We start from the raw sequence: 26,876 nt of genomic DNA, 5'->3' as shown, positions 1-26,876 counted from the left end.
TCAAATCGGGGAATCCGCGGATGAGCAACACGACGACCATCAAGGTCCCGGACATCGGTGAATTCGACGACGTCGAGATCATCGAGATCCTGGTGCACCCGGGGGACACGATCGCCCCGGAAGACCCGATGATCACGCTGGAATCCGACAAGGCCAGCATGGACATCCCGGCGCCGCAGGCGGGCACCGTGAAATCGATGCAGGTGAAGGTGGGTGATCGGGTGTCGGAAGGCGACCCCATCCTCGAGCTGGAGGTCTCCGGCGAGACCTCCGCGGATGACGGCGAGGCGGCCCCGGGAGAAGACGACGGGCGTGTAGGTGCGGCCCAGGCGGCATCGTCGGAGAAGTCCCGCGCATCGGGAAGTAAGCCGGCGTCCGCCGCGAAGGCCGATTCCGGCAACACCGATCTGCAGTGCCAGGTGCTGGTGCTGGGCTCCGGCCCCGGCGGCTACACCGCGGCTTTCCGCGCGGCGGATCTCGGGCTCGACGCGATCATGGTCGAGCGCTACCCGGAGATCGGCGGCGTCTGTCTGAACGTCGGCTGCATCCCGTCGAAGGCATTGCTGCACGCGGCGGAAGTGATCGACGAGGCCGAGCGCTTCGCGCAATTCGGCATCGCGTTCGGCAAGCCGAAGATCGACCTCGAAGGGCTGCGCAAGTACAAGTCCGGCACGGTGGGCAAGCTGACGCAGGGGCTGAAGGGTCTGGCGAAGCAGCGCAAGGTCCGGGTGGTGCAGGGCGTTGGGCAGTTCGCGTCGGCCCATGAACTCGCGGTCGAAGGCCCCGATGGCCGGCAGGTGATCGGCTTCGAACACGCGATCATCGCGGCCGGCTCGCGTGCGGTGCGCCTTTCCGGCTTCCCCTGGGACGACCCGCGGGTGATGGATTCGACCGGGGCGCTGGAGTTGGCCGACATCCCGAAGCGCCTGCTGGTCGTTGGCGGCGGCATCATCGGGCTCGAGATGGCCTGCGTCTACGACGCGCTCGGCAGCAAGGTCACCGTGGTCGAATTGGCCGACACCCTGATGCTCGGTGCCGACCGCGACCTGGTGCGGCCGCTCGAGAAGCGCATTCGCAAGCGCTACGAGAACATCCTCCTGAAGAGCAAGGTCGCCGAGGCGAAGGCCGTCAAGGCCGGAATCGAGGTGCGTTTCGAGGGCGAGGCGAAGGATCTTCCGGAGAAGGACGTCTTCGACCGGGTGCTGGTTGCGGTCGGGCGCAGCCCGAACGGCCAGCAGATCGGCGCCGAGGCCGCGGGCGTGCAGGTGACCGACCGCGGCTTCATCGAGGTCGACAGCCAGCAGCGAACGAACGTCGAGCACATTTTCGCGATCGGCGACATCGTCGGCCAGCCGATGCTCGCGCACAAGGCGACCCACGAGGGCAAGGTGGCCGCCGAGGTGATCGCCGGGCACAACAAGGTGCACTTCGACGCCCGCGCGATCCCGTCGGTGGCCTACACGCACCCCGAAGTCGCCTGGATGGGCGTGACCGAGGACGACGCGAAGCGCGACGGCATCGAGTACACCAAGGGCGTGTTCCCCTGGGCCGCTTCAGGCCGTGCGCTGGCGCTGGGTGCCGACGACGGCATGACCAAGCTGCTGTTCGACGCCGATGGCCGGGTGATCGGCGCCGGCATCGTCGGGCCGAACGCCGGCGACCTGATCGGCGAGGCGATGCTCGCACTGGAGATGGGCGCCGACATGGAGGACATCGGCCTGACCGTGCACCCGCATCCGACGCTGTCCGAGACGGTCGCCTTCGCCGCCGAGGTCGCGCACGGCTCGATCACCGACATCATGCCGCCGCGCAAGCGCTGAGTCCGGCGCGTCGTGCTAGGCCCGGAGCGGGATGGACGTGACCGGGCACGCTCGAGCCGTCCCTGGGCAACCTGCGGCGGCCATCCATGGCCGCCGACGGTCCGTATCACGTCCATCCCGCTCCCGGCTGGAGCCCATGCGGCCCGGTAGGGCGTAAGAGGCCGAAAGCCGTCATCCGCCACACCGCGCCTCCCCGGGACAGCTCAGGGTGCAGGTGGCCTTTGCAAGCCCATGGTGACTCGCCGGGTCAGGCGGTGGACGAACGCCTGGCGGCGATTCCAGCGCTCGGACCGCTTTTCGGGCGCGTCCGGAGCTGCGGGAACCGCGGGTGAGCAATCACCCGCGGTCACCCGACTAGATCCAGGATTTCGACTGCTTCGGCGTGATGCCAAAGCGCCGGCGATAGGCAGTGGCGAAGTTGGCAGCGCTGCTGTAGCCGGCGATATCGGCCGCTATGCTCACGGACACGCCGTCCTGTTCCAGCGCTCTGCGTGCCCGGTGGAGATTGCGTTCCCGCAGGTACTCGAACACCGTCATGCCGAAGGCCGCGCGGAAGTGTTTCTGCAGCGTGCTGGGGTTGCTGCCTGCCCGCGAGGCAACCGCGTCGAGCGAAAGGGGCAGGTCAGGGTTCTGGTCGAGGAAGTCCCGCAACTCCCGCATCCGCAACTGATCCCTCGGCCGCAGCCGCCTCTCGGGCTCGCGGCGCCACGCCCGTGGCCGGCAGCAATGCCTCGGTGAGGATGTCGATGGCCCGGCTTTCCAGGTACAGGTTGCGCAAGGGTGGGGCGTAGGGCGGCGGGTTGTGTATCTGCTCCGCCAGCGCGATGGCCTTTGCCGAGGGGCGCCAGCGTGCGATCGCGAGCCGACCGTCGGCAAAGGCGTCGAGCAGCGACCCAGTCGCGTGGAACGGTTCCAGACCGCTGTCTGCAAGCCAGGCCAGGTCCACCGAGATGCTGATCTTGCGTTCGCGCCGACCCTCGTGGAACGTGCGTGAGAACAGTGTCTGTTCCGGCATCGCGATCAGGGCCCCTTCCGCACCACGGCCTCGCCGGGCTTGGGCGGCAGCGAGTCGCAGCTGCCGGGCATCGAACGACACGTCGATCTCTCCGTTGAGCACCAGCACGACATTCAGCTGCCGGGCCAGGGAAACCTGGACCGCCATCGTGCGCAGATCGAGCACGTCGGTGCTGTGCAGGTACAGGCCCGGCCGCATCCGCACATGGCTCACGCGGCCGCGCAGGGCCGGCTGTTCCGGGGTCGGGCGGGGAGCGACGATTCGGTAATCCGGTCCGATGTCGTTCGACATCGCCAGCAGATCGCGATTGCGAATGAGTTGCTGCGGCGCCGTCCGGTCGCCCGATAAGTCGGTTCGCTCAAACATCTTTCTTGCCCTGGCAAACGGTTGTGCGGTGGCGGGATGCAATACTAGCCGCCAGAAATCGCAAATACAAACCGTTCTCATTCACATCTGGTATGATCGCCACTCGCCTTTTCGGTCGCGGCTGGATCGGGTCATGCCGTGCGAGGTTCACATCCATGCTCAGGGCCAACTCCCATGCTTTTCGACCGAAGCTCGTCGCTGCCGCCGTGGCTGCCATGCTGCCCGGCGGGGCGCTGGCACAGGAAACCGTGCTCGACACCGTCGTTGTCAGCGGGCAGGCTTTTAGCGATGCCACTGTCGTTGTCACCGGCGATGAACTCCGCGCGCGCGCTGTTCGGGATGTCCGTGAAGCCCTGCAGAACGAGGTCGGCGTCAGCGTCGGCGGCGGTGGCAATGCCATCGCCCAGAAAATCTACGTCCGCGGGATCGAGGACATGCTGTTGACCTTTACCCTCGACGGCGTTCCGCAGGGGGGCAACATCTACCATCACCAGGGACGCGTGATGATGGATCCAAGCCTGCTCAAGCGGATCGAAATCGACAAGGGCGGCACGGTCGCGAGCGTGGGCCCGGGCGGACTGGCCGGATCGGTACGCATGACGACCAGGGATGCGCGCGACCTGCTACGCCCTGGTCAGAGCTTCGGTGGCCTCCTGACTGGAGGGCTGTCGTCCAACAAAGGCGATCGTGTTGGCGCCGCGGTCTACGGTGAGTTGGCCGGCGATCTGGATTTCCTTGTGTCCCGCAACCGCAACGAAACGCGCGACTACAGGGATGGTGACGGCAATACGCAGCCGCAGACCGCGTCGGAACAGAACAGCACCCTCGCGAAATTCAACTGGCACCCGGCGCCGGCCCACGCGCTGTCGCTCGGCTACCATGGGATCAGCGACGAGGGTACCCGCTTTCTGCGTCCGCACATGGTCGGTTTCGCGCACCCGGTCGCCAGCAACGTCGCGATGCCGCAGAAACTCGAACAGGATACGGTCACCGTTGGATATCGGTTCGACGGTGCCGATCGGCTGCCGGCGGTCGAACTCACCGGCTTCCTCGATGAAACCTCCAACGCTCGCACGAATGTCGCTCCCATTTTCGCGAAACCGGCAGGTTACCGATACGGTGAGGAGCTCACGGTCGAAGGGGTGAATGCGTTGCTGACCTCCGACCTCGGGAGCGCGCGCTTGCGTTACGGCCTGAATCACCACGACCGCAAGGCCAGGGCGGTCAACCCGGTGATGACCGGAGTCGTGAAGGAGAACATCGGGCGCGCCAACACCTCGGAAGAAAGCGCGCGTGTCAGCGGAATTCTTGTCGAGACGGACATGCCGCTCGGCTCGATGTTCCTGCTGGACCTCGGCGCGCGTTATGACTGGTACGACTATACCGATCCCTATGGCCAGGATTTTTCGAGCAGCGGACTGAGCCCGAATGCCGCGGTGACCTGGCTGGCCACCGACGCGCTGAGCTTCCGTCTCGGCGCCTCGCGGACGAAACGCGGTGTCGGACTGGGCGAGGCCTTCTTCATCGACAACGGCGGTGGTGTGGATAACGCGAGCATGTACGCCGCCCATCCCAGCCTGGGGCCGGAAACGGCGACAAACGTCGAGCTGGGAGCGAACTACCGCAGCGGACCCTGGGATCTGAAGGTCGCCGTTTTTCGCATGACGATCGACGACTTCATCGACTATCGGCGAACGTTCGAGTCGCCCAACGATCATTTCCGCGGCAACGTAGGCCAGGTCAAATCCGATGGCTACGAAGTCGGCGGCGAGTACCGCGCGGGCCATCTCCGCGTTGGCGCATCGGTGGCGCAGGCCCGGCCCAAGCTCAACGGGGTCGATCTCGACGACACCAACTTCAGCCTCGGCGTATCGACCGGCCGGACTTGGCTACTTAATCTCGGCTACGTGGTTCCTGCCTGGAACCTGGACCTCGGGTGGAATGCGCGCGTGGTGGAGAAGCACGAACACAGGAACGCTGCAGGCGTGGTCACGCTCGTGAAGGACTCCTACACCGTTCACGACGTGCACGCCAACTGGCAACCCCTGGGACATGACAGGCTGCGCGTGACCCTGGCGGTGAACAATCTGTTCGACGAGTTCTATTTCGATCAGTCCACGTACGGGCTCAGCAGCGGGGACTCCGTTCTCGGTTACCCGGAACCGGGGCGCGATGTCCGTCTCAACCTGACCTGGCAGTTCTGATGCATCCCCTGCTGCGGTTCCTGCTGCTCTTTCTCATCGCCGGAGCGGCGCTCGGGTCCGAGCGGACCGTTGTCGATCTGGCGGGCCGGGAGGTGGTGCTGCCCGACCCAGTGGAGCGCATCCTGCTCGGCGAAGGGCGTTTCGTGCCGGCGCTGGCGATCCTCGAACGCGAGGACCCGCTGGCTCGGGTGGTCGGCATGCTCGGCGAGTTCGAGCGCTTCGATCCGGCCAGCTACGCGCAGTACCGCGAGCGCTTTCCGGAGATCGACGACATCGTGCGGACCGGCCGCAGCACCGGCGAGAGTTTCAGCATCGAACAGGCGCTTGCGCTTCGCGCCGATCTCGCGATTTTCGGACTCGAAGGGCACGGCCCGTCGCCGCACGACCGAGAAACGCTGCGGCGCCTGGAGGCTGCCGGCGTTGCGGTGCTGTTCATCGATTTTCGCAGCGAGCCGATCCTCAACACTCCGCCGAGCATTGCGCTGCTTGGCGAGGCGCTTGGTCGGCGGGCCGAGGCGCAGGAATTCCTCCATCTGTACCGGTGGGAGCTGGAGCGCGTCACGGCGCGCCTCGCCGATGCGACGACGGGGCGTCCGAGCGTGTTCATCGAAAACCACGTGGGACTGTCCCAGGAGTGCTGCTCGACCATGGGCGACGGCATGATGGGGCGCTTCGTTGAACTGGCCGGCGGTCGCAACATCGCACGGGAACTGATCCCCGGCACCCACGGCACGCTGAGTCTGGAGTTCCTGCTCACCGAGCAGCCGGAGGTGTACATTGGCACCGCCATCGGTCGCGACGCGGATGACGGCGCACGCAACATCGTGCTCGGCGCCGGCGTGACGCAGAAGGTTGCGCGGGACTCGCTGCGGCGTGCGACCCAACGGCGCGGCATATCGGGCCTGAAGGCCATCGGCGACGGCCGCGCATTCGGCATCTGGCACCACTTCTATACCTCGCCGTTGAACGTTGCCGCGGTCCAGGTTTTCGCAAAGTGGCTGCATCCGGACCTGTTTCACGACCTCGACCCCGACGCGACGCTGCGGATGCTCCACGAGCGCTTCCAGCCGGTGCCGTTAGACGGGACCTACTGGGTTGGCCTGCAATGAGCGAGGCGTTGGCCCCGGTGGGCGAGCGGCAGGCGGAAACAGCGGTGAACGAGCCGCTGGGTCGACGCTACCGGCGTTTCGTGTTCACGCGCTGGGCCACGTTGCTGGGCTTCGGGCTGGCGCTCATGCTTTCCTTCATCTGGGACGTCGCGACCGGACCGTCGTTGTTTCCACTGGCCGACATCTGGACTGGCCTTTTTGATCGTGGCGCACTCGATCCCGCGCGCGAGGTCATCCTGTGGGACGTGCGTCTGCCTTATGCAGTGATGGCGGTGATCGTCGGCGCCGCGCTCGGGCTCGCGGGCGCGGAGATGCAGACCGTGCTCAACAACCCCCTCGCCAGTCCGTTCACGCTCGGCGTGGCGGCCGCCGCCACTTTCGGTGCCGCGGTCGCGATCGTGCTCGGCCTGCACCTGCCGCTGCTCGGCGAGAATCTCGCCGTTCCCGCGATGGCTTTTCTTGCTGCCGCCGGGGCCACGCTGCTGATCCTGATGCTGGTCCGGGCATGGGGCGCTTCCACCGACAGCATCGTGCTGTTCGGGATCGCGCTGCTGTTCACCTTCGAGGCGCTGGTGTGGTTGATGCAGTACGTCGCCGACGGCGACACGCTGCAACAGATCGTGTTCTGGACCATGGGCAGTCTGGGCCGCGCCAACTGGAACAACATCACCATCGTTGCGATCGTGCTCGCCATCTGCCTGGTCTTTTCCCTGCGTGGCGTGTGGGCGATGACGGCGCTGCGCAGTGGGGAAGGGCAGGCGCAGAGTTTCGGCATCCATGTCGAGCGCCTGCGTCTGGTGGTCCTGCTGCGGGTCAGCCTGCTGGCCGGCACCGCGCTGGCGTTCGTCGGTACCATCGGATTCGTGGGCCTGGTCGGGCCGCACATCGCGCGCCTGGCGCTGGGCGAGGATCACCGTTTCTACCTTCCCGGCAGTGCGCTCGCCGGCGCGTTGATGCTGTCGTTGGCATCGGTCGCCAGCAAGTCGTTGATACCGGGTGTGATTATTCCGATCGGAATCGTGACCGCGCTGGTTGGGGTGCCCTTGTTCATGCTGCTGATCGTCGCGCGCGGAAGACTCCGATGATCGAGCTTCGCGCGGTCAGTACGGGCTATCGGGGCCGTCCCGTGCTGGCCAACGTCCACCTGGCACCGGTTCCGTCGGGTGCGCTGGTCGCAGTGGTCGGTCCGAACGCGGTGGGAAAGTCGACACTGCTCCGGGCCGTCGCGGGGCTGCGGCGCTACCGGGGCGAGATCCTGCTCGATGGGCACGACCTTGCCTGGCTGTCTCTGACCGAACGCCTGCGCCGGGTTGGATATCTTCCGCAGTCGTTGCCACAGCCATCGGCGCTTGTCGCCTACGAAGTCGTGCTGAGCGCCTTGCGCGCAGGATGCAGCGATTTCGGCGCCCGCGAAGCCGAGGCCGCCGTGGACGAAGTGTTCGGCCTCCTCGGTCTGCGCGAACTCGCGCTGCGCCGGCTCGGGGAGCTGTCCGGCGGACAGCGCCAGATGATCGGGCTTGCCCAGGTCATCGCCCGGCGGCCACGGCTGCTACTGCTCGACGAGCCGACCAGCGCACTCGACCTGCGCTGGCAGATCCAGGTGCTGGAGGCCGTGCGTGGCCTGGCCTTGCGCGAGGCTGCGACCTGCGTGCTGGCGATCCATGACCTCAACCTCGCGCTGCGTTTCTGCGATCACGTCGTCGTGCTCGGACGCGGCGGTGTGCTTGCGGCGGGCGACCCCGCCTCAACCTTCGATGCCGAGCTGCTGCAGACGGCCTACGGCGTCAGCGGGCGGGTGGAACGCTGTTCGCTCGGCCATCAAATCGTCATCGTGGACGGCGCCGGCCAGCCTCACCACCAGGACCAGGAGATGCACTGATGATCCAGAGCCACGGTCGCGTACAGACACCGATCGCCGAAGCGATGCGGGAGCGGCTGTGCCGGCACTTTGCCAAGAAGATTCCTGTCAGGAACGGCGAGCGGGAGGGTGTTGCGCAGTTCCCGCAGGGGGAGTGCCGGATCGGGGCCGAGGGCGACATCCTGCGGTTCTTCTGCGTTGCCGCCGACGAAACGGCACTGTTGCAGGTGCAGGGCGTCATCGACCAGCACGTCGCGATGTTCAGTCGCCGTGCTCGGCTCGCGGTGCACTGGGAGCGGCGCGCCAGACCGAGCACACGATGCACGCTTTCGCCTGACCCTGGGTAAGACACTCGCCGGGCGCAAGGTTCGCCACCCACCCGGACCGGAGCACTGCGCCGGTTCTGCCGTGAATCCAACGTCGCCCTGCTTCCATTCCGCTGACTGCGTCATTGCGCGCGGCCTGCCGGCCCTGCCGCTGGCAGTGGCTGTGTAGCGGCCGCGGGGTTGCTGCTGCCGCGCCGATTCCGTGCGCCGGGGCCGGCGGAGTCCGGGCGGGATCACCGACTTCGAGCAACAGGGATTTGCATGGGACCGTGCGTGGTGGGAAAGTACTCGGCGCGCCGGATGCGCTGAGCGTCATGGTCCGGCGGGCGGGCAAAGGCCGGAACGGGCCTGGCGTTCGTCGCAGTCGGATCCGGCGACAAACACGGCGCACCAGAACGCGACTACAGAGGGCAGAGTCAACAGATGAGCACGAACGTTTCCCGGGTGGTGTTGGCCTACTCGGGTGGATTGGATACCTCGGTGATCCTGAAGTGGCTGCAGGAGACCTACGGCTGCGAGGTGATCACTTTCACCGCCGACCTGGGGCAGGGCGAGGAGGTAGAACCGGCACGGGCCAAGGCCGAGGCGATGGGGGTGAAGGAGATCTACATCGAGGACCTGCGCGAGGAGTTCGTGCGCGACTACGTGTTCCCGATGTTCCGGGCGAACACGCTGTACGAGGGCGAATACCTGCTCGGCACCTCGATCGCCCGGCCGCTGATCGCGCGCCGGATGGTCGAGATCGCAAACGAGACCGGGGCCGATGCAATCGCACACGGCGCGACCGGCAAGGGCAACGACCAGGTCCGTTTCGAACTCGGCGCCTACGCGTTGAAGCCGGGAATCCAGGTGATCGCACCGTGGCGCGAGTGGGATCTGACTTCGCGCGAGCGCTTGATGGCGTACGCCGAGCAGCACGCCATTCCGGTGGACTTCGCGAAGCAGGGCAAAAAGTCGCCGTACTCGATGGACGCGAACCTGCTGCACATTTCCTACGAGGGCGGTCCGCTGGAAGACCCCTGGACCGAAGCCGAGGAGGACATGTGGCGCTGGACGGTATCGCCCGAAAACGCCCCGGACGTGTCCACATCGCTGGAGATCGGGTTCGAGCGCGGCGATCCGGTCACGCTCAACGGCATGCCGGTGACCCCGGCGCAGATGCTGGCGGAACTGAACCGGATCGGCGGCGAGAACGGTGTCGGGCGTCTGGACCTAGTCGAGAACCGCTACGTGGGCATGAAATCGCGCGGCTGCTATGAAACCCCGGGTGGAACGATTCTGCTGAAAGCGCGCCGGGCACTGGAGTCGCTGACGCTGGACCGCGAAGTCGCGCACCTGAAGGACGAGCTGATGCCCCGCTACGCGAGCCTGATCTACAACGGCTACTGGTGGAGCCCGGAGCGCCGGATGCTGCAGGCGGCGATCGACCAGACCCAAGCGGTCGTGAACGGCAGCGTGCGCCTGCGCCTGTACAAGGGTAACGTGATCGTGGCGGGTCGTCGTTCACAGAGCGACAGCCTGTTCGACGACGCGATCGCGACGTTCGAGGACGACGCTGGCGCGTTCGACCAAAAGGATGCTGCGGGCTTCATCAAGCTCAACGCGCTACGGTTACGCATTGCCGCCGGCCGGAACCGCAGCCCGCTGTGACCCACTGACGAACGAGGGTTTCCGGCGCTGCCGTCTTTCCGGCGGGGGGCCGGAATCCATTGAAGGCGCCCATGAAGCCAGCATTGCACCGTTTTCTCGTTCCCCCTGCGGCGGTGCTGCTCCTGTCGGTCGTGGCCGGGTGTGCCAGCGTGCCGGCCGAGGATCGGCATCCTTCCGATCCGTTCGAACGCTATAACCGGGCAGTGTTCGCGTTCAACGACGGCCTGGACCGGGCCGTGCTCAAGCCGGCGGCGGAGGCCTATCAGGAACTTCCCCAGCCGGTACGCACCGGTGTGGGCAACTTCTTCTCGAATCTCGACGACGTGGTGGTGTTGTTCAACAACGTGCTTCAGGCCAAGTTCCACAACGCTGCCTCCGACGTTTCGCGCCTGATGTTCAACACCACGTTCGGGGTGTTCGGGCTGTTCGACGTCGCCAGCCCGATGGGTCTGGCCAAGAACAACGAGGATTTCGGGCAGACACTGGGATACTGGGGGGTGCCGGCCGGGCCGTACTTGCAGGTTCCGTTCCTGGGGCCCAGCACCGTGCGTGATGCGCCGGCGCGGGTGGTCGATGTGTATACCCATCCGGGGCGTTTGGTGTACTCCGATCATCCGGACACGGTGCTCGCGTTGGCCGCACTCGACCTGGTGCACGTGCGGGCGGGGCTGCTGTCCACCGAAGATGTGCTGGCGACGATCTCCGACGACCGCTATGTGGCGCTGCGGGACTTCTGGCTGCAGCGCCGGGAGTTCCTGGTCCGCGACGGCGAGATGGCGAACGACGACGCCTGGCTGGACGAACTCGACGCGCTCGAGGAACTCGAGGCGCTCGAGGCGATGGAACGGGAGGATCCGCCGGAATGAGCCTGGCAACCGTGGTGCCGATGCTGAATGTCCTGCGCCTGCGCGGTGGTCCGCAGGAACTGCCCGCGGACCACGGAGTGCTGGTGTTCTGGATGGGGGCCTCGATGGTCTCCGGCATCCTGGTCGCGGCGCCGCTGCACGGGCTCACCGCCAGCGTGTTTCTGAGCGCGCTGGATCTCGCGCTGCTCTACCTGTTCGTGCTGACATTGCTGGGGCTCCAGGGACTCACCGGGCGCTGGCTGCAGACCTATACCGCGATGGTGGGCGTCAGCGCGTTGCTGGGGCTGGTGATGAGCGGCCTGCTCTGGCTGTTTCCCCCCGATTTCGAGGCCGAGCAGGTATCCACCGGGGGGGGGGTCGCCTACCTGGGGCTGGTGGTCTGGCTGCTGCTGGTGTTCGGGCATATCCTGCAGCAGGCGCTGAACCTGGGGTCGCGAATGACCGGGGTCGTGATCGCGCTCGGATTCCTGATCGTCTCCAGCGTGGTCACCCAGTTTGCCCTGGGGATCGCGACCGTATGAGCGGCCCGATTCACGTGCTGGGTATCGGGGGCACGTTCATGGGCGGGGTCGCGCAGCTGGCGGCCGCTGCCGGGATCCGGGTATCCGGCGTCGACGAGAACCTGTACCCGCCGATGGACGGACAGTTGCGCCAGGCCGGCATCCCGTTCCGCGAGGGGTATCGGCCCGAGGATCTCCCCGGCGATGCCCGGATCGTCGTGGGTAACGTGATGCGGCGCGGGATGCCGGTGGTCGAGGCCATGCTGGACCGCGGCCTGGAGTACAGCTCGGGGCCGCAGTGGCTGGCCGAACGGATCCTGCACGGGCGCTGGGTGCTGGCCGTGGCGGGCACGCACGGGAAGACGACGACCTCGAGCATGCTCGCCTTCCTGCTCGACCGGGCAGGGCTCGATCCAGGCTTCCTGATCGGCGGGGTGCCCCGGGATTTCGGCGTTTCCGCGCGGCTGGGCTCCGGCCCGTTCTTCGTGATCGAGGCCGACGAGTACGACTGCGCGTTTTTCGACAAGCGAGCGAAGTTCGTGCACTATCGGCCGCGTACGCTGGTGCTGAACAACCTGGAGTACGACCACGCGGATATCTATCCCGATCTGGCGTCGATCCAGCGCCAGTTCCACCATCTGCTGAGAACGGTACCGGGCCAGGGCCTGATCCTGACCAACGCCGACAGTCCCGCGCTCGACCAGGTGCTGGAGCAGGGCTGCTGGACGCCGGTGCAACGTTTCGGCGGCGGAACCGCTCCAGACATGGCCGCACGGGCGCTCGATGCACAGGCGTCGCGGTTCGAGGTTCTGGCGGACGGCCGTGCAGTGGGCCAGGTGCATTGGGCGCTTTCCGGTGAGCACAACATGGCCAATGCGCTGGCGGCACTGGGCGCGGCCCGGCATGCGGGGGTGGCGCTGGAGCAGGGGATCGAGATCCTGGCCCGGTTCACCGGGGTGCGGCGCCGGCAGGAACTGCGCGGCGAAGTGGGCGGGATCCGGGTGATCGACGACTTCGCCCATCACCCCACCGCGATCCGGCTGACGCTGGCGGGGCTGCGTGCGTCGGGCGACGCCGGGCGGCTGCTGGTCGCGCTGGAACCCCGATCCAATACCATGCGGATGGGCGTGCACGCGGATACGCTGGGGGCGTCGCTGGCGCAGGCCGATGGAGTGTACCTGCTGTGGCCGGGTACGCTCGACTGGTCGCCGCAGGGGCTTCGCAGCGAGCTGGGCGATCGCCTGACCATCGGTGCACAGGTTCCGGAACTCGTGGCGGCGGTGGCGGCTGCGGCCCGCCCGGGTGATTCAGTGGTGATCATGAGCAACGGGGGTTTCGGCGGGTTCCACGACGCCCTGCTCCAGCGCCTGCGGGAGAAATGGGATGGCGGCCGATGACCTCGCGCTGGCCCTGACCGGAGCGTCGGGTGCCCAGTACGGGATCCGCCTGCTGGAGTGCCTGGTGCAGTCGGGAGCGGCTATCCACCTGATGCTGTCGCGGCCTGCGCAGGTGGTGCTGGGTCTGGAGACCGACCTGTCCGTACCGGGGCGGCCGGCGGAGATTGCGCGCTTCTTCGCGGACCGTTTCGGCGCCTCGGAAGGGCAGATCCGCTGTTACGGTCCGGAACAGTGGACGGCCCCGGTGGCCAGCGGCTCGGCCGTACCGCGGGCAATGGTCATCTGCCCGTGTTCCACCGCGACGCTTTCGGCGGTGGCGACTGGCGCGTCGCGCAGCCTGATCGAGCGGGCCGCCGACGTGGTGCTGAAGGAACGGCGGCCACTCGTTTTGGTCGTGCGGGAAACGCCCTTTTCCGAGGTGCATCTGCGCAACATGCTGCAGCTGGCGCGCATGGGTGCGGTGATCATGCCCGCCAATCCCGCCTTTTACCATCGCCCGCAGACGCTGGGCGACCTCGTGGACTTCATGGTGGCCCGGATCCTGGATCATCTGGACGTCGCGCACGATCTCGTACCGCGCTGGGGTGGCCCGACCCCGGCCGGGGAGGACACATGAAGACCCTGCCCGTGTTTCCGCTCAATACCGTGCTGTTCCCGGATGGCCTGCTGCCGCTCCGGATCTTCGAGACGCGTTACATCGACATGGTGCGGGAATGCATGCGCGGCGGTGGTGACGGCTTCGTGGTGGTCAGGATCGGGCAGGGCAGCGAGACATCTCCGGCCGCGGAGTTCGCGGCCCTGGGCACCCGGGCCGAGATCATCGACTGGGAACAGCGGCCGGACGGGCTGCTCGGCATCCTGGCGTGCGGTCGCGAGCGGGTGCGGATCCTGGGCCACCGGCAACGACCCGACGGGCTGATCCTCGGCGACACCGAATCGGTGCCGGAGTGGCCGGCACTGGACCTTCCGCTCGAATACGCGTCGCTGGCCGGTCTGCTGGAGCGCCTGCTCGATCAGCTCGGAACGCCCTGGTCCCATCTCGAACGCCGGTTGCAGGATTCGGCGTGGGTGGCCGGACGCCTGATCGAGCTGTTGCCGCTGGAGCTGGACATCAAGCAGTCGCTGCTGGAAGAAGACGACCCGCTGGAGCGCCTGCGGCGGCTGCGCGCAGCCATGCTCAGGACACCGGATCCCTGACATCGCCGGTGTCTGCTGGTATCGTCCGCACTAACTTCAACAGGAGCTTCGCATGGCCGTCCAGGAACTCACTCAGGAAAACTTCGAATCCACCGTGACCGGGAACGACATCGTCATCGTCGATTTCTGGGCGCCGTGGTGTGCCCCCTGCCGGTCGTTCGCCCCGATCTTCGAGGCGGCCTCGGAAAACTATCAGGACGTGGTATTCGCCAAGGTCAATACCGAGGAGCAGCAGGCGCTCGCCGCCGCGTTTCAGATCCGCTCGATCCCGACACTGATGATCTTCCGCGAACAGGTGATCATCTTCTCGCAGCCCGGCATGCTCAGCGCGAGCCAGCTCGAGGACGTGCTGGGCAAGGCACGGGAACTGGACATGGCGCAGGTGCACGAGGACATCCGGCGGCAGCAGCAGGCAGCCGGCAACGGGGGTGCCTGACGCCCGGTAGCTCACCGGCAGGCGCAAGAACGCGTCCCCATCATCATGCTCGGCGTGATGACGCAGATGGGGGCGCTGATCGCCTGTGGGGTTGCCTGGGGCCGCCTGCGGCCGGGAGGCCTCCGGGCGGACGAGACCCGGCGTGTTCTCACCACGCTGGTCTACTACCTGCTGCTTCCCGCGCTGGTTCTGAAGGTGCTCTGGACCGCGCCACTCGGACTCGTTTCACTGAAGATTGCCGCAGTCGCGGGCCTGACGGTGATCGCCGCGCTCGCGCTGACCGCACTCGCCTGCCGGCTCTGTGCCCCGGGCCGGGCGACGCTCGGTGCGATGATGCTCGCGGCCGCTTGGCCGAATGCCGTCTATCTCGGCCTGCCGATCCTGGACCGCCTGTTCGGCGATGCCGGCAGGGCGGTTGCGATCCAGTACGACCTGTTCGGTGCACTGCCCCTGCTGCTGACCGTCGGTGTGCTGATCGCGCGCCACTTCGGAACCCATGACGAACCGGTGACCGGTCCGCTCCGCGGGCTATTTGCTGTGCCCTCGATCTGGGCCGCGTTCGTGGCGGTGGTGTTCAACGTCGGCGGGGTTCCGATGCCCGGATGGCTCGATGGCTGGCTCGGTTTCCTCGGCCATGCGGTGACCCCCCTGATGCTGTTCTCGCTCGGGCTAGCGCTGATGTTCGATCGTTTTCGGGCGCGCGCTGGTCGGGCGCTGGCCGTGGTCGCGGTGGTTCAGTTGCTGGCGGCGCCGCTGGTGGCGCTCGGCCTGGCCCTGGCGCTGGGCCTGCAGGGCGTCCCGGGGATTGGCACGGTGCTCGAGGCGGCGATGCCGGCGATGGTGCTGGGCATCGTGTTCTGCGACCGGTTCGGCCTCGATACCGGGCTCTATGCGGCCGCCGTCACCCTGACCACCGCGCTGTCGCTCGTCACCCTGCCGCTGTGGTACGCGCTGCTGCAGCTGCTGCCTGCGCTGCAGTAGGCGGCATGCGTCCGCCCCTTGGGGCGGCGATGCCGGCGGCATGGTGGCCGCCGCGGCCGCCCCGACCCGATGCGCCCCCGTCGCCATCGCTGGGGCAGTACCGGGGTATCCCCGTGAGGGGTCGAATCAGCAGCACCCCGGACTTCGTCGGGCGGGGGAAGATCCCGCGGCTCCAGCGCTGCGCCGGGCCAGGGAATGTCCCGCAGTTCCCGTCCTTCGGGCAACCCGGGGGTCTGCCCGGCCTCCCCGGTGACTTCCCGGGCCGGCGACGGTGCCGCCGCCTCGGCGCCTGAGACGCCGTCGCCGGGGGCGATCACGCGCAGGTCGTCGAAGTACAGCGTACCGCCGCGACTGGTGCCGGCCTCGTCACGGGTGACCAGGATGCTGTCGAAGTGGAAACTCCGGCCGTCGAGTACCCCGTCGCCGTTGACCCAGCCGATCACCGGCCCGCGGTCGAGATCCCAGATGATCCTGCGCCAGCCGGTCCAGTGCACCGTGATCCAGGGCGAGCCCTCGAGCTGGTTCCTGCCGTCGCGTACCACGAAGCGAAAGCGGTTGCCCGAGCCGTCGCCGTGCACGAGTATCTCGAGGGCCTGGCCGGGTCCGAAGCGGCGGGCCGGGGTGTCGGCCGTCTCCGGCGGCAGGTGCAGCCGCACCAGATGGCTGGCCGCGCCGCCCGGGGCCGGTTCCGTGAACCGAATCGCCGGATCCCACTGGAAGGACAGGCGTAGTGCCCCGCTGCGGCCGCTGCGCGGATTCTCCTGCGAGCGGTCGTAATCACGCCAGGCCGCGGGCCGGCCCTCGGCGTCGCGCAGCACTCCGGCGAGGTTGCCGCTGTGCGCCGGTGGCCACCAGTGGTTTACCCCAGCATCGAAATCGTCGATCACGGCGCGGACGGGGGCCGTTCCGGCAGCCGGGCGTTCGAGCACCTGCGCCACCGCCGTCGGTGCCAACACCAGTGCGAGGCATAACGCGACGATACCCGACAGCGTTCGCGGACGGATTGTCATAGCGGCGAAGCGCTTCTTCACGCCGGACCTCCGGTCTGCTCGGGTCATGGGACGGGAACGGCGGGGCCGCGAGCGCGGCTAGCTCTCCTCGCCGAAACGGTTGGCGACGAGTTCGCTGAGCGCATCCAGGGCTTCCTCTGCGTCGGACGCGCCGCCGGTGCGGATTTCGATCTCGCTGCCCTGCGCGGCCGCCAGCATCATCACTCCCATGATGCTCTTGCCATTCACCTCGCGGCCATTGCGGGACACGAACACGTCGGCGTCGTAGCGGCTGGCGAGGCCAACGAACTTCGCCGCGGCGCGCGCGTGCATGCCCAGACGGTTAACGATGGGAACCGCGCGCTGCGGCATCGGAGCATTCCTGGTCGCAGAGTAGGATGCCGTCGTGGCCTCCGCTGATCGCCTTGTTCACCAGCTCGGTCAGCGGCAGGCTGCGGTAGTTGAGTACCCGCACCAGCATCGGCAGGTTCACGCCCGCGATCACCCGCCGCTTGGGTTCGCGGGCGAGCCGGCCGGCGATGTTCGCGGGGGTCGAGCCGAACATGTCGGTCAGGATCAGCACTCCGTCGCCGTGATCGAGGCTGCGCAGGCGCGCACGGGCGCGTTCCTCGATCGTGTCCGGGTCGTCGTTCTGGGACATCGCGAGCGCCTCGCAGGCCCGGGGCAACTCTCCGAGCATGCTGCGTGCCGTCTGCAGCAGGGTGTCTCCGAGGTGCTGGTGCGTGATCAACATCAGGCCGACGGCCATCGTGTTACTCCGCGTCCGTGAGGGGGGTATCGAGTTCCCGGTGGCGGGTACTCACCGTGACATTGTCGGCGCTTTGCCACGCCTTGGCCAGTCGGTCGACCAGATAGACCGACCGATGCCGGCCGCCGGTACACCCGATCGACACCGTCAGGTAGTTTCGGTGATCTTCCAGGAAATGTGGAAGCCATTGCTGCAGGTGCGAGTGGATGCTGTCGAACATCGCGGCGACCTCCGCGTGCGTCTGCAGAAACCCGGCCACCGGAGCCTCGAGCCCGGTGTACTCGCGCAGGCCCGGCTCGTAGTAGGGATTCGGCAGGCAGCGCACGTCGAACACGAAATCGGAATCCACCGGCGATCCGTTCTTGAAGCCGAAGGACTGAAACAGCAGCGACAGCCGCTTCTGGCGCTTGGCAGCGAGCCGGTTGCGCACGGTCCGGGCGAGGTCGTGCATGGACATCCGGCTGCTGTCGATCGTTACGTCCGCCAGGGCCGCGATGTGCCCCAGCCAGTTCCGCTCCATCGCGATCGCCTCGACCAGCGGCAGGCCCTTGCGTGCCAGCGGGTGCCGCCGGCGGGTATGATGATAGCGGCGCAGCAGCACCTCGTCCGAGGACTGCAGGAAAACGACCTCGACCTGCACGTCGTTGGCGCGCAAGCGGGCGAGGGTCGCGGCCAGAGCGCCCAGGGCGTGTAGCCCGCTGCGCACGTCCACGCCCACGGCAATGCAGCCTTCGTTGCGGTGGGTGCTGTCACGCAGCTCCTGGATCAATGCGTCCAGCAATGCCAGGGGCAGGTTGTCGACGCAGAAGAAGCCAGCGTCCTCGAGCGTGTTCAGCGCGACGGTCTTGCCGGAGCCCGAGAGTCCACTGACGAGCAACAGGCGCATGTTCATGGCGCCTGCTCCGATCGCGCGCTCTGCATCTGCAGCCGCTGCCGGGTGCGCAGGTCGTCGCCCGCGACGTAGCCTTGCAGGTGCAACAGGTGAGCGCGTACCGCGGCCTCGATCATCACCGCGATGTTGCGCCCGGGCGCGACCGGGAGGCTGACCAGCGGAATCCGCAGGCCCAGGATCTCGATCTCGCCGCGGCAGCCAGTCAGGCGGTCGTCGGGCACCGGCGGGGGGCGGTCACGATCGCGCAGGTCGATGATCAGGCGCAGGTACTTGCCGCGCTTGATCGCCGAGTCGCCGTACATCGCGCGGATGTTCAGCACTCCCAGCCCGCGGACCTCGAGCAGATCCCGCAACAGGGGAGGGCAGGTGCCCCGGATGATGTCGGGGGCGATGCGGGCGAACTCAGGCGCATCGTCGGCGATCAGGCGGTGCCCGCGGCTGACCAGTTCCAGCGCGACCTCGCTCTTGCCTACGCTGGAATCCCCGGAGATCAGCACCCCGGCTCCCAGGATCTCCATGAACACGCCGTGGCGCACCGCGGTGTGGGCCAGGCGCTGTTGCAGGAAGTAACGCAGCAGCGCAATCACCTCGTGACTGCTTGAACTCGTGCACAGGATCACTGGCAGCGGGTGCGGACAGTGCGCGGGCAGTTGTTCGAACGGACAGGTTCCCTCGGCGAAGATGACCGCGGCGGTGCCGGTGGCCGCGAGGTCATGGATCAGCTTCTCGTGCTCGGTGGGCCCGAGGCTCTCGATGTAGGCGGCCTCGCGGTCGCCGATCACCTGGATCCGGTTGGGCCGGATCAGGTTCAGGTGGCCAGCCAGCGGCAGGTCGCTGTCGGTCGTGCCGGGCAGGATGCGATCTGCCGCGACCTTCTGCCCGTGCACGTAGGTCAGCCCCATCCGTGGCCCGAGGGTCGCGACCAGGTCGGCCAGGGTGAGCTTGTCAGGCATCATGGAACGCAGCGGTGGCGGCCTGCTGCAGTCCCGGTGGGTCGACCGCGCGGCGCATTGCGGCGATGTTGTCGGGCCGGGACAGTGCCCGCGCAAGCTGGGCCAGCAGTTCCAGGTGGTCGCCGGTGGACGCTTCCGGGACAACCAGCGCGATCAGGATGTCGACGGGTTCGTGATCGAGTGCGTCAAAATCCACGCCCTGATCGACCCGTAGGATCGCGACCCGGGGCGCGTCGAGTTCAGCCATCCGGCCATGGGGGATCGCCACCCCATGGCCGAGGCCGGTGGAGCCCAGCCGTTCCCTCGCCGATAGAGCATCGAACACGAGGTGAGTGGGCGGCCCGGCGGCCGACTCGTCGGCCCCCCCGGCCAGCAGTTCGCCCAAGGTCTCCAGCGCCCGCTTCTTGCTCGAAACCGTCGGCTCGATCTGGACGCGTTCCAGCGTGAGGAGGTCGGCGAGCCGCATGGCTCAGGCGGTTTGCTGTCGGTTGCGCATCGCGCCTTCGGCGCGGTGGTGGTCCTTCATTTTCTCCTTGTGCTTGATCAGCTGCCGGTCCGTCTTGTCGATCAGGCCATCGATCGCCGCGTACATGTCGTCATGCGTGGTGTCGGCGTGGATCTGGTTGCCGCTGACCTGCAGGTTCGCCTCGGCCTTGTTGTGGTTCTTCTCCACCGTGAGCACGACATGGATATCGATCACCTGATCGAAGTGGCGCTCGAGGCGCTGGAACTTGTCCTCGACATAGTCACGCAGGGCGCTCGTGATGTCGACGTGATGACCGGTCAGGTTGATTTGCATACTCACACTCCTTTCATGGGTGGGAACGCGAGCGCTAGACGAGCTGCCGTCGTTCGCTCGATGGCGGCAGGTTCATTGCCTCGCGGTACTTGGCCACGGTACGCCGGGCCACGTTGATGCCCCGGTCCGACAGGACCTGGGCGAGTCTGGAATCGCTCATTGGGCGATCGGGAGGTTCTTCGCTGATCAATTGGCGGATCATCGCACGGATCGCGGTCGCGGAGCATTCGCCGCCGTCGCGGGTGCCCACGTGGCTCGAGAAGAAATACTTGAACTCGAACACGCCGCGCGGGGTATGCATGTACTTCTGTGTGGTGACCCGGGAGATCGTCGACTCATGCATCCCCAGTGCCTCAGCGATATCGCGCAGGATCAGCGGCTGCATCGCCACCTCGCCCTGTTCCAGGAATCCGGTCTGGCGCTCGACGATCGCACGCGCGACCCGCAGCAGCGTTTCATTGCGGCTGTGTAGGCTTTTCAGAAACCAGCGCGCCTCCTGCAACTGGTTACGCATGAAGGCGCTGTCGCGGGCGTCGCTGACCCGACGCACCATGCCGGCGTACAGGCTGTTGATGCGGATCCGTGGCGCGATCTCGGGGTTCAGGTCCACGCGCCAGCCGGTGCCGTCCCGGCGCACGTAGACGTCCGGAGTCACGTATTCCGGGGGCTGGTTGCTGATCTGGCTGCCGGGCCGGGGGTTCAGCGTGCGGATCAGTTCCAAGGACCGGGCCAGTTCTGCTTCGCTCAGGCCGAGTGCGCGTTGCAAGCCCTTGAAATCGTGCCGTGCCAAGTGGTCCATCCCATCTGCGACCACCCTCAGCGCGGCGTCGCGCTCGGGCGTCGCCGGAGGGAGGCTGCGCAACTGGATGGACAGGCACTCGCGCAGGTTGCGTGCGCCTACGCCGACCGGGTCGCATTGCTGGATCCAGTGCAGTACGGCCTCGATTTCGTCGATGCCGACTTCGGTTTCGCCGCCCAGCGTGTCCTGCAGGCTGTCCAGGTCGGTCTCGAGGTAGCCGTCGGCGTTGATGCTGTCGATCAGCGCCGCGCCGATCCTGCGGTCGGCATCGTTCAACGGGCTCAGGTGCAGCTGCCACAGCAGGTGTTCGTGCAGGCCGCCACCCGCCCCCGCCTGGTTCTCGAACGGATCCCGGTCGTCCGATTCGCTCCGCTGTCCGGTGCTGCTGCCGTAGTCGGTGGTGTCCCAGGACTCACCGTCTCCGGGCTGGTCCGGCGCGGATGCCTCGGTCTCGGGGCCGGTCTCGGTCTCCGGCGTGCCGTCGCTCGTGTTGGCATCCTCTGCAAGCTCCAGCATCGGATTGCTCTCCAGCGCCTGTTGCACCTCCAGTTGCAGTTCCAGCGTCGACAGTTGCAGCAGCCGGATCGCCTGTTGCAGCTGGGGCGTCATGGTCAGCGTCTGACCCAGCTGGAGGTTCAGGGATGACTTCAACATGCGGCGGCACTACAGGGGGCATTGGTGTTCATGGCTTCATGGTACTGCCTGTGCACGCGCTTTTGCAGTCTCCTGCAGCCAGGGCGGGTTCGCGGCTGGTCTTGCGCAGATCCGGCGCGCCAGTCGCAGGCCGGGAATCCTGCTGGCGTAGACGCCCCGGGACTGCTACAGGCGGAAGTGTTCGCCCAGGTAGACGGTACGTACCCGGTGGTCGGCGAGCAGTTCCGCGGGGGTGCCCTCGCTGAGCAGCCGTCCCTCGCTTAGGATGTAGGCGCGGTCGCAGATTCCCAGCGTCTCGCGCACGTTGTGATCCGAGATCAGCACCCCGATGCCGCGCTGTTTCAGATGTCCGATCACGTCCTGGATCTCGACCACGGAGATCGGATCCACGCCGGCGAACGGCTCGTCGAGGCAGACGAACTGCGGGTTGCCGGCCAGCGCCCTGGCAATTTCGGCGCGTCGGCGCTCGCCGCCCGACAGCGCGATACCGGGGCTGTCGCGGACCGTTTCGAGCTGGAATTCCTCGATCAGCGCATCGCCGGTCTCGCGCCGGCCGGCCGCATCCAGGTCGCGGCGCAGTTCCAGCACGGCCTGCAGGTTCTGCCACACCGTCAGCCGCCGGAAGATCGACGCCTCCTGGGGCAGGTAGCCGAGACCCAGCCGGGCGCGCAGGTGTACCGGGGCCCGGGTCACGTCGCGCTTGGCCAGTTCGATCCGGCCGGCATCCGGCTGGATCAGGCCGACCAGGATATAGAAGCAGGTCGTCTTGCCGGCACCGTTCGGCCCCAGCAGCCCGACCACCTCGCCGTGACGCAGGTGGACGTCCACCTGGGACAGGACCGTCCGCTTGCCGTAACGCTTGGTCAGGCCGGTTCCAGTCAGGCAGGCGTCGGCAGCGCTCGCCGGACAGGGGGTTTCTGGCCCAGCGGCCCCCATCGCCAAACTCATTCCGGGCGCGGGAGGATCGTGATGTGTACCCTCCGCGTTTCGCTGCCCTCGATCCCGATGATGTCCTGTGCGAGGTCGTAGGTGATGCGCTCACCGCTGGCATCTTCGGTTGCGGTCTGCACCCGCGCATCCTGCAACAGCACCAGGATCTGGTCGTCGAAGGTGTATTCCATCCGGTCGGCGGTGGCCACGCGCGGCTGCCCGGCGGGGTCGGGCGATTCGGCCCGGACCGGGTTACCCTCGGCTTCCATTCGTACCGGGCGCCGTTCCGGGGCGTGGATCACGATGCGGTCGGCATGCAGCGTGAGGTTGCCCCGGGTGACCTCGACGCTGCCGCTGTAGGTTCCGACGCCGCGCCGGTCATCCATCTCCGCGCGGTCGGCACTGATATGGACCGGCAGTTCTTCCAGAGTCTGGGCGGCCAGGATCGCCGGAGCGGCAAACAGCGCCAGGCCCAGCAAGGCGGTCGCGGCACCGACAGGTGACTGGGGGGCAGGGCGGGTCTCGTTCATCGTCGCATGTCCCGTGGGTTTTCCGGAGCATAGACCGTTTCGACCTCGCTTCGCAGTTCGATGAGGTCGGCCGCCACGTCGGCGTGCATCCCGATGCCGGTCATGAACAGGCCCGGACGGACCAGCGTGGCCCGGGCATCGGTGAACACCTCGCGGGTGTCGGTCACGATGGTCACGTCGGCACTCGTGATCTCGGTCTGCGGCTGCTCCGGGCTCGGCAGGCGCAAACCCTCCGTGGTGCCCAGCAGCACCAGCCGGTGCGCTGCCGGGTAGTGTACCGCGGCGGGCGCGGTCCAGACCCAGTCGATATGGCCGTCGGTCAGGAATTCCAGACGCGGATCCTCGGCGCGCTGCAGGCCCAGTTCGTCGAACTGCTGGAGGCTCTCGCCTTCTAGTACATGGGTGATCTCGCCGCGTTCGTCGGTGACCCGCAGCACGAATCCGGTGATGTCGAGCTGCACGCCGGGTTCCAGCGCCACAGACGCGGACGGGGCAGCCAGGGCTGCAGCCAGGGTCGCCGCCGCGGCGCGCCCGCGTCCGGCGCCAGGAGCCTCGGCAGGGAGCGCGCCGCTTAGTGTCGGAGATAGGCATCGAGGATCTTCTCCAGGCTGCCCCGGGCGGCCAGCAGCTGCTCGCAGATCTCGCGTACTGCGCCGCGTCCGCCCGGTGCGGCGGTGACCCAGTGGGCGTTTTCCAGCACCAGCGGATGGGCGTCGGCAACGGCGATGCCCAGTGACACTCGCCGCATCGCCGGCAGGTCGACGACGTCGTCGCCCACGAAGGCGGCATGTTCCGGCTGGTACCCGCTTTGTGCGAGCAGTTCGGTTACCGCATCCCCTTTTTCCCGACGTCCCTGCAGGATGTGCTCCACCCCGAGATCCCGCATCCGGTGCAATACGACCTCCGAGCTTCGTCCCGTCAGGATCGCGAGTTCGAGACCGCCTTGCTGTGCCATGCGGATGCCATGGCCGTCACGGCTGTTGAAGGCTTTGTATTCCTCGCCCGCATCACCTAGGAACAGGCTGCCGTCGGTCAGCACGCCGTCCACGTCGAGGATCAGCAGGCGGATCCGGCGTTGATGCTCCTTCAGGGTTTCGGGAGGCAGCGGCATCAGGCCACCCCCGCACGCAGCAGGTCGTGCATGTTGATCGCTCCTACCAGGCGTTGTCGTTCGTCGTCGATCACCGGCAGGGCATTGATCCGGCGGCTCTCCATGATCTGCAGGGCCTCCGCCGCCAGCCAGTCGGGGCGCGCGGTGCAGCCGTTGCGCGTCATCACCTCGCCGACGGTCAGGCGGTGCAGGTCGAGGCCGCGGTCCAGCGTCCGGCGCAGGTCTCCGTCGGTGAACACGCCCTCGATGGCGCCGTCGTCGTTGCAAATCACGACCATTCCCAGTCCCTTGCGCGAGACTTCGAGCAGGGCGTCGCGCAGCAGCGCGCCGGCGTGGATGCGCGGGATAGCATCACCGGTGCGCATGATGTCACCGACATGGATCAGCAGGCGCCGTCCGAGGCGCCCCCCGGGATGGGAGCGTGCGAAATCGTCGGCCGTGAAGCCGCGCGCGTCGAGTACTGCCACCGCCAGCGCATCGCCCATGGCCAGCGTGGCGGTGGTGCTGGAGGTCGGCGCCAGCCCGAGCGGGCAGGCCTCGCGCTCGACACTGATGTCCAGATGCACGGTCGCCTCGGTCGCCAGCCGCGACCCGGGGTTTCCGGTGAGCGCGATCAGAGGTACGCCGAGGCGCCGGATCAACGGCAGGATGGTCAGGATCTCGTCGGTTTCCCCGGAATGGGACAGCGCGATCGCCACGTCGTCGCGGGTGATCATGCCGAGATCCCCGTGACTGGCCTCGCCTGGGTGCACGAAGAACGCGGGTGTACCGGTGGAGGCGAAGGTCGCCGCGAGCTTGCCGCCGATATGGCCCGACTTGCCCATGCCGGTGACAACCACGCGGCCGCGACAGGCCAGGATGTGCTCGCAGGCGGCCAGGAAGGTCGCGTCGATCCGGTCCGCCAGGTCCGCCACGGCCCGCGCCTCCGTTTCGATCACGGCCAGCGCGAGCTTGCGGGTGTTGTCGGGGTCCAGTGTCATGCGGCGGCACTCCAGCCGATCAGGATCAGGTAGCCGGCGAACAGCCCCAGCAGCAGCGCGCCTTCCCAGCGCTGCACGCGGTGCGGGCCGCGCAGGCCTGCCGCCAAGAGCAGGAGCAGCACGGTCATGGCGAGCATCACGGGATAATCCCGCATCAGCACGCTCATTTCCACCGCCGACGGTGCCAGCAGCCCGGGAATCGCGAGTACGCACAGCAAGTTGAAAAGGTTGGAGCCGATCACGTTCCCGATCGCGAGATCCGTCTCGCCCTTCCGGGCCGCGACCACCGACGTCGCGAGTTCCGGCAAGCTGGTGCCGATGGCCACGATCGTCAGGCCGATCACCAGATCGCTGACGCCGAGTGCCCCGGCGAGTTCCACGCCGCCCCAGACCAGGATCCGGCTGCCGGCGAGCAGCAGCACCAGGCCGACCGCCAGCCAGGTGACGGCCCGGTCCAGGCCCATCCGGGCTGGCATGGCCGCCTCGACATCCACGCCCAGGCGGTCGGGATGGCCGCGTCCGCGCAGGCTCTGGACGACCAGCCAGACGGTGAGGGCTGCGAGACCGGCCAGCAGAATCAGGCCGTCGAGCCGGTCCAGCGACCCGTCCAGCAGCAGCACCAGGCCCAGCAGGGTCGCTCCCAGCAGGATCGGAAACTCGCGACGCAGGATCCCCGACGCCACCACCAGGGGCGCGATCAGTGCGGTGGCGCCGAGCACCAGGCCGATGTTGGCGATGTTCGAGCCGATCGCGTTGCCGACGGCCAGGTCCGGGTTGCCCTGCAGCGCGGCGACGATCGATACCACGACCTCGGGCGCGGAGGTGCCGAAGGCGACGATGGTCAGCCCGATCAGCAGCGGGGTGACACCGAGCCCGCGCGCAAGTGCCGACGCCCCCAGCACGAGGCGGTCGGCACCGACAGTCAGTGCCGCGAGACCAGCCGTGACCGCCAGAACGGGAAGCCACATCGACGCGATGCTCCGAGTGAGCGTGGGCAAGAGTGTACTGCCGGGGATCGCGGCTCGTCTTTTCCCGGTCGGTCCGCGGCGGGTTTTCAAGCAGGCGGCAGGATGGCTACCATCCCGCGACCGTGGCCTGTCACGGCCGATCCTGCAACCGGAGCGCCGCTTGATGTCTGACACCGACCCCCGCGGCCTGCGCCTGGCCGCGGTTCTGGACGACACCGATACCACCTGGCAGGACTTCTACCCGGAAGGTCTGCCGGAAGACTGGCGTTTCGCGTTCTATGGCCACTACTGGGGGGAGATCCTGATTCCGCGGCAGGCGTGGGGCCGGTTTGCCACCAATGCCGGCTGGGTCTCGGAATTGCCAGAGGCCTTTCAGGTATATTTCGAGGTTCCTCCAGGTGCGGCGCATCGCTGTGATGAACTGTTGCAGCTCCTCGGGGGGCACCTCGGTGGATGCCTGCTGGAGGGGGAAGGGAACGCCGGTGCCGGCCTGCTTCCTGCCGTGCCGGTGTACCTGCGCCGGTCCGACCCTGCGCTCGAGGGCGTGCGCTCGTGCCGGTATTACACGGGCTCCGGTGGCGGCGTGCTGGTGCTCGAGCCCGAGCGCGGTCTCGCACTGCCCGGCTGGCGGCGGCTGCTGGAGTCGCTGCGCGGCGGCTTCGCGGAGCCTTCGCTTCAGGTGTTTCTGCGCACGGGTCCGCAGGAACTGGAGAACGCCGAAACGATCCGCCGGCTGGCGGGTCTAGCCTAGATGTTCGGATTTCGGGTCGCCGGGGC

The 26,876-nt window shown here is 67.4% G+C and carries 31 protein-coding genes; 15 read left to right on the top strand and 16 right to left on the bottom strand.

What is annotated here, in order from left to right; all coding sequences use genetic code 11:
• Positions 1–20 precede the first annotated feature (20 nt).
• Complete coding sequence (lpdA, locus tag TVNIR_RS12610) at positions 21–1,820, top strand: dihydrolipoyl dehydrogenase (RefSeq protein ID WP_015259416.1); 1,800 nt, start codon at positions 21–23, stop codon at positions 1,818–1,820.
• A gap of 354 nt (positions 1,821–2,174) precedes the next feature.
• Here lpdA and TVNIR_RS12605 read toward each other — a convergent pair whose 3' ends face one another.
• Positions 2,175–2,480: a helix-turn-helix transcriptional regulator gene (locus tag TVNIR_RS12605; RefSeq protein ID WP_015259415.1), complete on the bottom strand. Its 306-nt coding sequence runs from the start codon at positions 2,478–2,480 to the stop codon at positions 2,175–2,177.
• On the bottom strand, positions 2,443–3,201 hold the full coding sequence (locus TVNIR_RS12600; protein ID WP_015259414.1) for a hypothetical protein: 759 nt from the start codon (positions 3,199–3,201) through the stop codon (positions 2,443–2,445). The genes TVNIR_RS12605 and TVNIR_RS12600 overlap by 38 nt, the downstream gene beginning before the upstream one ends.
• 5 nt (positions 3,202–3,206) lie before the next feature.
• Here TVNIR_RS12600 and TVNIR_RS12595 point away from each other — a divergent pair, with 5 nt between their 5' ends.
• From TVNIR_RS12595 to TVNIR_RS12535, 13 genes are all read left to right on the top strand, one after another.
• The gene (locus TVNIR_RS12595) at positions 3,207–5,405 is read left to right on the top strand and encodes a TonB-dependent receptor domain-containing protein (RefSeq protein WP_157092277.1); all 2,199 of its coding nucleotides are present in this window, start codon (positions 3,207–3,209) and stop codon (positions 5,403–5,405) included.
• A complete protein-coding gene (locus tag TVNIR_RS12590) occupies positions 5,405–6,514 on the top strand; it encodes an ABC transporter substrate-binding protein (protein ID WP_015259412.1) in 1,110 nt (369 codons plus the stop codon). The genes TVNIR_RS12595 and TVNIR_RS12590 overlap by 1 nt, the downstream gene beginning before the upstream one ends.
• Complete coding sequence (locus tag TVNIR_RS12585; RefSeq protein ID WP_015259411.1) at positions 6,511–7,599, top strand: FecCD family ABC transporter permease; 1,089 nt, start codon at positions 6,511–6,513, stop codon at positions 7,597–7,599. The genes TVNIR_RS12590 and TVNIR_RS12585 overlap by 4 nt, the downstream gene beginning before the upstream one ends.
• On the top strand, positions 7,596–8,393 hold the full coding sequence (locus tag TVNIR_RS12580; protein ID WP_015259410.1) for an ABC transporter ATP-binding protein: 798 nt from the start codon (positions 7,596–7,598) through the stop codon (positions 8,391–8,393). The genes TVNIR_RS12585 and TVNIR_RS12580 overlap by 4 nt, the downstream gene beginning before the upstream one ends.
• Positions 8,393–8,719: a DUF2218 domain-containing protein gene (locus TVNIR_RS12575; protein WP_015259409.1), complete on the top strand. Its 327-nt coding sequence runs from the start codon at positions 8,393–8,395 to the stop codon at positions 8,717–8,719. The genes TVNIR_RS12580 and TVNIR_RS12575 overlap by 1 nt, the downstream gene beginning before the upstream one ends.
• 402 nt (positions 8,720–9,121) lie before the next feature.
• Entirely contained in the window at positions 9,122–10,348 is a 1,227-nt protein-coding gene (locus tag TVNIR_RS12570; protein WP_015259408.1) for an argininosuccinate synthase, read from the top strand.
• A gap of 71 nt (positions 10,349–10,419) precedes the next feature.
• Positions 10,420–11,214: an MlaA family lipoprotein gene (locus TVNIR_RS12565; RefSeq protein ID WP_043739711.1), complete on the top strand. Its 795-nt coding sequence runs from the start codon at positions 10,420–10,422 to the stop codon at positions 11,212–11,214.
• Positions 11,211–11,735: a hypothetical protein gene (locus TVNIR_RS12560; protein WP_015259406.1), complete on the top strand. Its 525-nt coding sequence runs from the start codon at positions 11,211–11,213 to the stop codon at positions 11,733–11,735. Before TVNIR_RS12565 ends, TVNIR_RS12560 begins: the two co-directional genes overlap by 4 nt.
• A complete protein-coding gene (gene mpl, locus TVNIR_RS12555; protein WP_015259405.1) occupies positions 11,732–13,111 on the top strand; it encodes a UDP-N-acetylmuramate:L-alanyl-gamma-D-glutamyl-meso-diaminopimelate ligase in 1,380 nt (459 codons plus the stop codon). The genes TVNIR_RS12560 and mpl overlap by 4 nt, the downstream gene beginning before the upstream one ends.
• Entirely contained in the window at positions 13,098–13,727 is a 630-nt protein-coding gene (locus TVNIR_RS12550; protein WP_015259404.1) for a flavin prenyltransferase UbiX, read from the top strand. Before mpl ends, TVNIR_RS12550 begins: the two co-directional genes overlap by 14 nt.
• The gene (locus TVNIR_RS12545; RefSeq protein ID WP_015259403.1) at positions 13,724–14,308 is read left to right on the top strand and encodes an LON peptidase substrate-binding domain-containing protein; all 585 of its coding nucleotides are present in this window, start codon (positions 13,724–13,726) and stop codon (positions 14,306–14,308) included. The genes TVNIR_RS12550 and TVNIR_RS12545 overlap by 4 nt, the downstream gene beginning before the upstream one ends.
• Positions 14,309–14,360: 52 nt before the next feature.
• Positions 14,361–14,744, top strand: a complete 384-nt coding sequence (trxA, locus tag TVNIR_RS12540) for a thioredoxin (RefSeq protein WP_015259402.1) — start codon at positions 14,361–14,363, stop codon at positions 14,742–14,744.
• A gap of 45 nt (positions 14,745–14,789) precedes the next feature.
• Positions 14,790–15,725 carry an AEC family transporter gene (locus TVNIR_RS12535; RefSeq protein ID WP_015259401.1) on the top strand — a complete coding sequence of 312 codons (936 nt, stop codon included), beginning with the start codon at positions 14,790–14,792 and terminating at the stop codon, positions 15,723–15,725.
• Here the strand turns inward: TVNIR_RS12535 and TVNIR_RS12530 are convergent.
• The 14 genes from TVNIR_RS12530 to TVNIR_RS12465 form a co-directional block, all read right to left on the bottom strand.
• Positions 15,632–16,756, bottom strand: coding sequence for a hypothetical protein (locus TVNIR_RS12530; RefSeq protein ID WP_157092276.1), 1,125 nt, complete (start codon positions 16,754–16,756; stop codon positions 15,632–15,634). The genes TVNIR_RS12535 and TVNIR_RS12530 overlap by 94 nt on opposite strands.
• A gap of 57 nt (positions 16,757–16,813) precedes the next feature.
• Positions 16,814–17,086 (bottom strand): HPr family phosphocarrier protein, encoded by a 273-nt coding sequence (locus TVNIR_RS12525; RefSeq protein ID WP_015259400.1) that lies wholly within the window; start codon positions 17,084–17,086, stop codon positions 16,814–16,816.
• Positions 17,058–17,483, bottom strand: coding sequence for a PTS sugar transporter subunit IIA (locus TVNIR_RS12520; RefSeq protein ID WP_015259399.1), 426 nt, complete (start codon positions 17,481–17,483; stop codon positions 17,058–17,060). Before TVNIR_RS12520 ends, TVNIR_RS12525 begins: the two co-directional genes overlap by 29 nt.
• 4 nt (positions 17,484–17,487) lie before the next feature.
• Positions 17,488–18,369: an RNase adapter RapZ gene (gene rapZ, locus TVNIR_RS12515; RefSeq protein ID WP_043740635.1), complete on the bottom strand. Its 882-nt coding sequence runs from the start codon at positions 18,367–18,369 to the stop codon at positions 17,488–17,490.
• Positions 18,370–18,371: 2 nt separating this feature from the next.
• Positions 18,372–19,331 carry an HPr(Ser) kinase/phosphatase gene (hprK, locus tag TVNIR_RS12510; RefSeq protein ID WP_015259397.1) on the bottom strand — a complete coding sequence of 320 codons (960 nt, stop codon included), beginning with the start codon at positions 19,329–19,331 and terminating at the stop codon, positions 18,372–18,374.
• The gene (locus TVNIR_RS12505; protein ID WP_015259396.1) at positions 19,321–19,794 is read right to left on the bottom strand and encodes a PTS sugar transporter subunit IIA; all 474 of its coding nucleotides are present in this window, start codon (positions 19,792–19,794) and stop codon (positions 19,321–19,323) included. The genes hprK and TVNIR_RS12505 overlap by 11 nt, the downstream gene beginning before the upstream one ends.
• 3 nt (positions 19,795–19,797) lie before the next feature.
• A complete protein-coding gene (gene hpf / locus TVNIR_RS12500; RefSeq protein WP_015259395.1) occupies positions 19,798–20,127 on the bottom strand; it encodes a ribosome hibernation-promoting factor, HPF/YfiA family in 330 nt (109 codons plus the stop codon).
• Between the two features lie 34 nt (positions 20,128–20,161).
• Positions 20,162–21,580, bottom strand: coding sequence for an RNA polymerase factor sigma-54 (locus TVNIR_RS12495; RefSeq protein WP_015259394.1), 1,419 nt, complete (start codon positions 21,578–21,580; stop codon positions 20,162–20,164).
• Positions 21,581–21,745: 165 nt separating this feature from the next.
• Complete coding sequence (gene lptB, locus TVNIR_RS12490; RefSeq protein WP_015259393.1) at positions 21,746–22,516, bottom strand: LPS export ABC transporter ATP-binding protein; 771 nt, start codon at positions 22,514–22,516, stop codon at positions 21,746–21,748.
• An 8-nt stretch (positions 22,517–22,524) separates the two neighbouring features.
• The gene (gene lptA, locus TVNIR_RS12485) at positions 22,525–23,040 is read right to left on the bottom strand and encodes a lipopolysaccharide transport periplasmic protein LptA (RefSeq protein ID WP_043739707.1); all 516 of its coding nucleotides are present in this window, start codon (positions 23,038–23,040) and stop codon (positions 22,525–22,527) included.
• Positions 23,037–23,501, bottom strand: coding sequence for an LPS export ABC transporter periplasmic protein LptC (gene lptC, locus TVNIR_RS12480; protein ID WP_237251637.1), 465 nt, complete (start codon positions 23,499–23,501; stop codon positions 23,037–23,039). Before lptC ends, lptA begins: the two co-directional genes overlap by 4 nt.
• 110 nt (positions 23,502–23,611) lie before the next feature.
• A complete protein-coding gene (locus TVNIR_RS12475) occupies positions 23,612–24,151 on the bottom strand; it encodes a KdsC family phosphatase (protein WP_015259390.1) in 540 nt (179 codons plus the stop codon).
• Positions 24,151–25,131 (bottom strand): KpsF/GutQ family sugar-phosphate isomerase, encoded by a 981-nt coding sequence (locus TVNIR_RS12470; RefSeq protein ID WP_015259389.1) that lies wholly within the window; start codon positions 25,129–25,131, stop codon positions 24,151–24,153. Before TVNIR_RS12470 ends, TVNIR_RS12475 begins: the two co-directional genes overlap by 1 nt.
• Positions 25,128–26,099 (bottom strand): calcium/sodium antiporter, encoded by a 972-nt coding sequence (locus TVNIR_RS12465; RefSeq protein WP_015259388.1) that lies wholly within the window; start codon positions 26,097–26,099, stop codon positions 25,128–25,130. The genes TVNIR_RS12470 and TVNIR_RS12465 overlap by 4 nt, the downstream gene beginning before the upstream one ends.
• A gap of 163 nt (positions 26,100–26,262) precedes the next feature.
• On the opposite strand from TVNIR_RS12465, the gene TVNIR_RS12460 reads away from it, so the two are divergent.
• Positions 26,263–26,850, top strand: coding sequence for a hypothetical protein (locus tag TVNIR_RS12460; RefSeq protein WP_015259387.1), 588 nt, complete (start codon positions 26,263–26,265; stop codon positions 26,848–26,850).
• Positions 26,851–26,876: the final 26 nt, after the last annotated feature.

Source organism: Thioalkalivibrio nitratireducens DSM 14787 (assembly GCF_000321415.2).
Taxonomy (GTDB): domain Bacteria; phylum Pseudomonadota; class Gammaproteobacteria; order Ectothiorhodospirales; family Ectothiorhodospiraceae; genus Thioalkalivibrio; species Thioalkalivibrio nitratireducens.
Note: the sequence above shows the minus strand (reverse complement) of the source record. Positions and strands in the feature narration are given on the sequence as shown.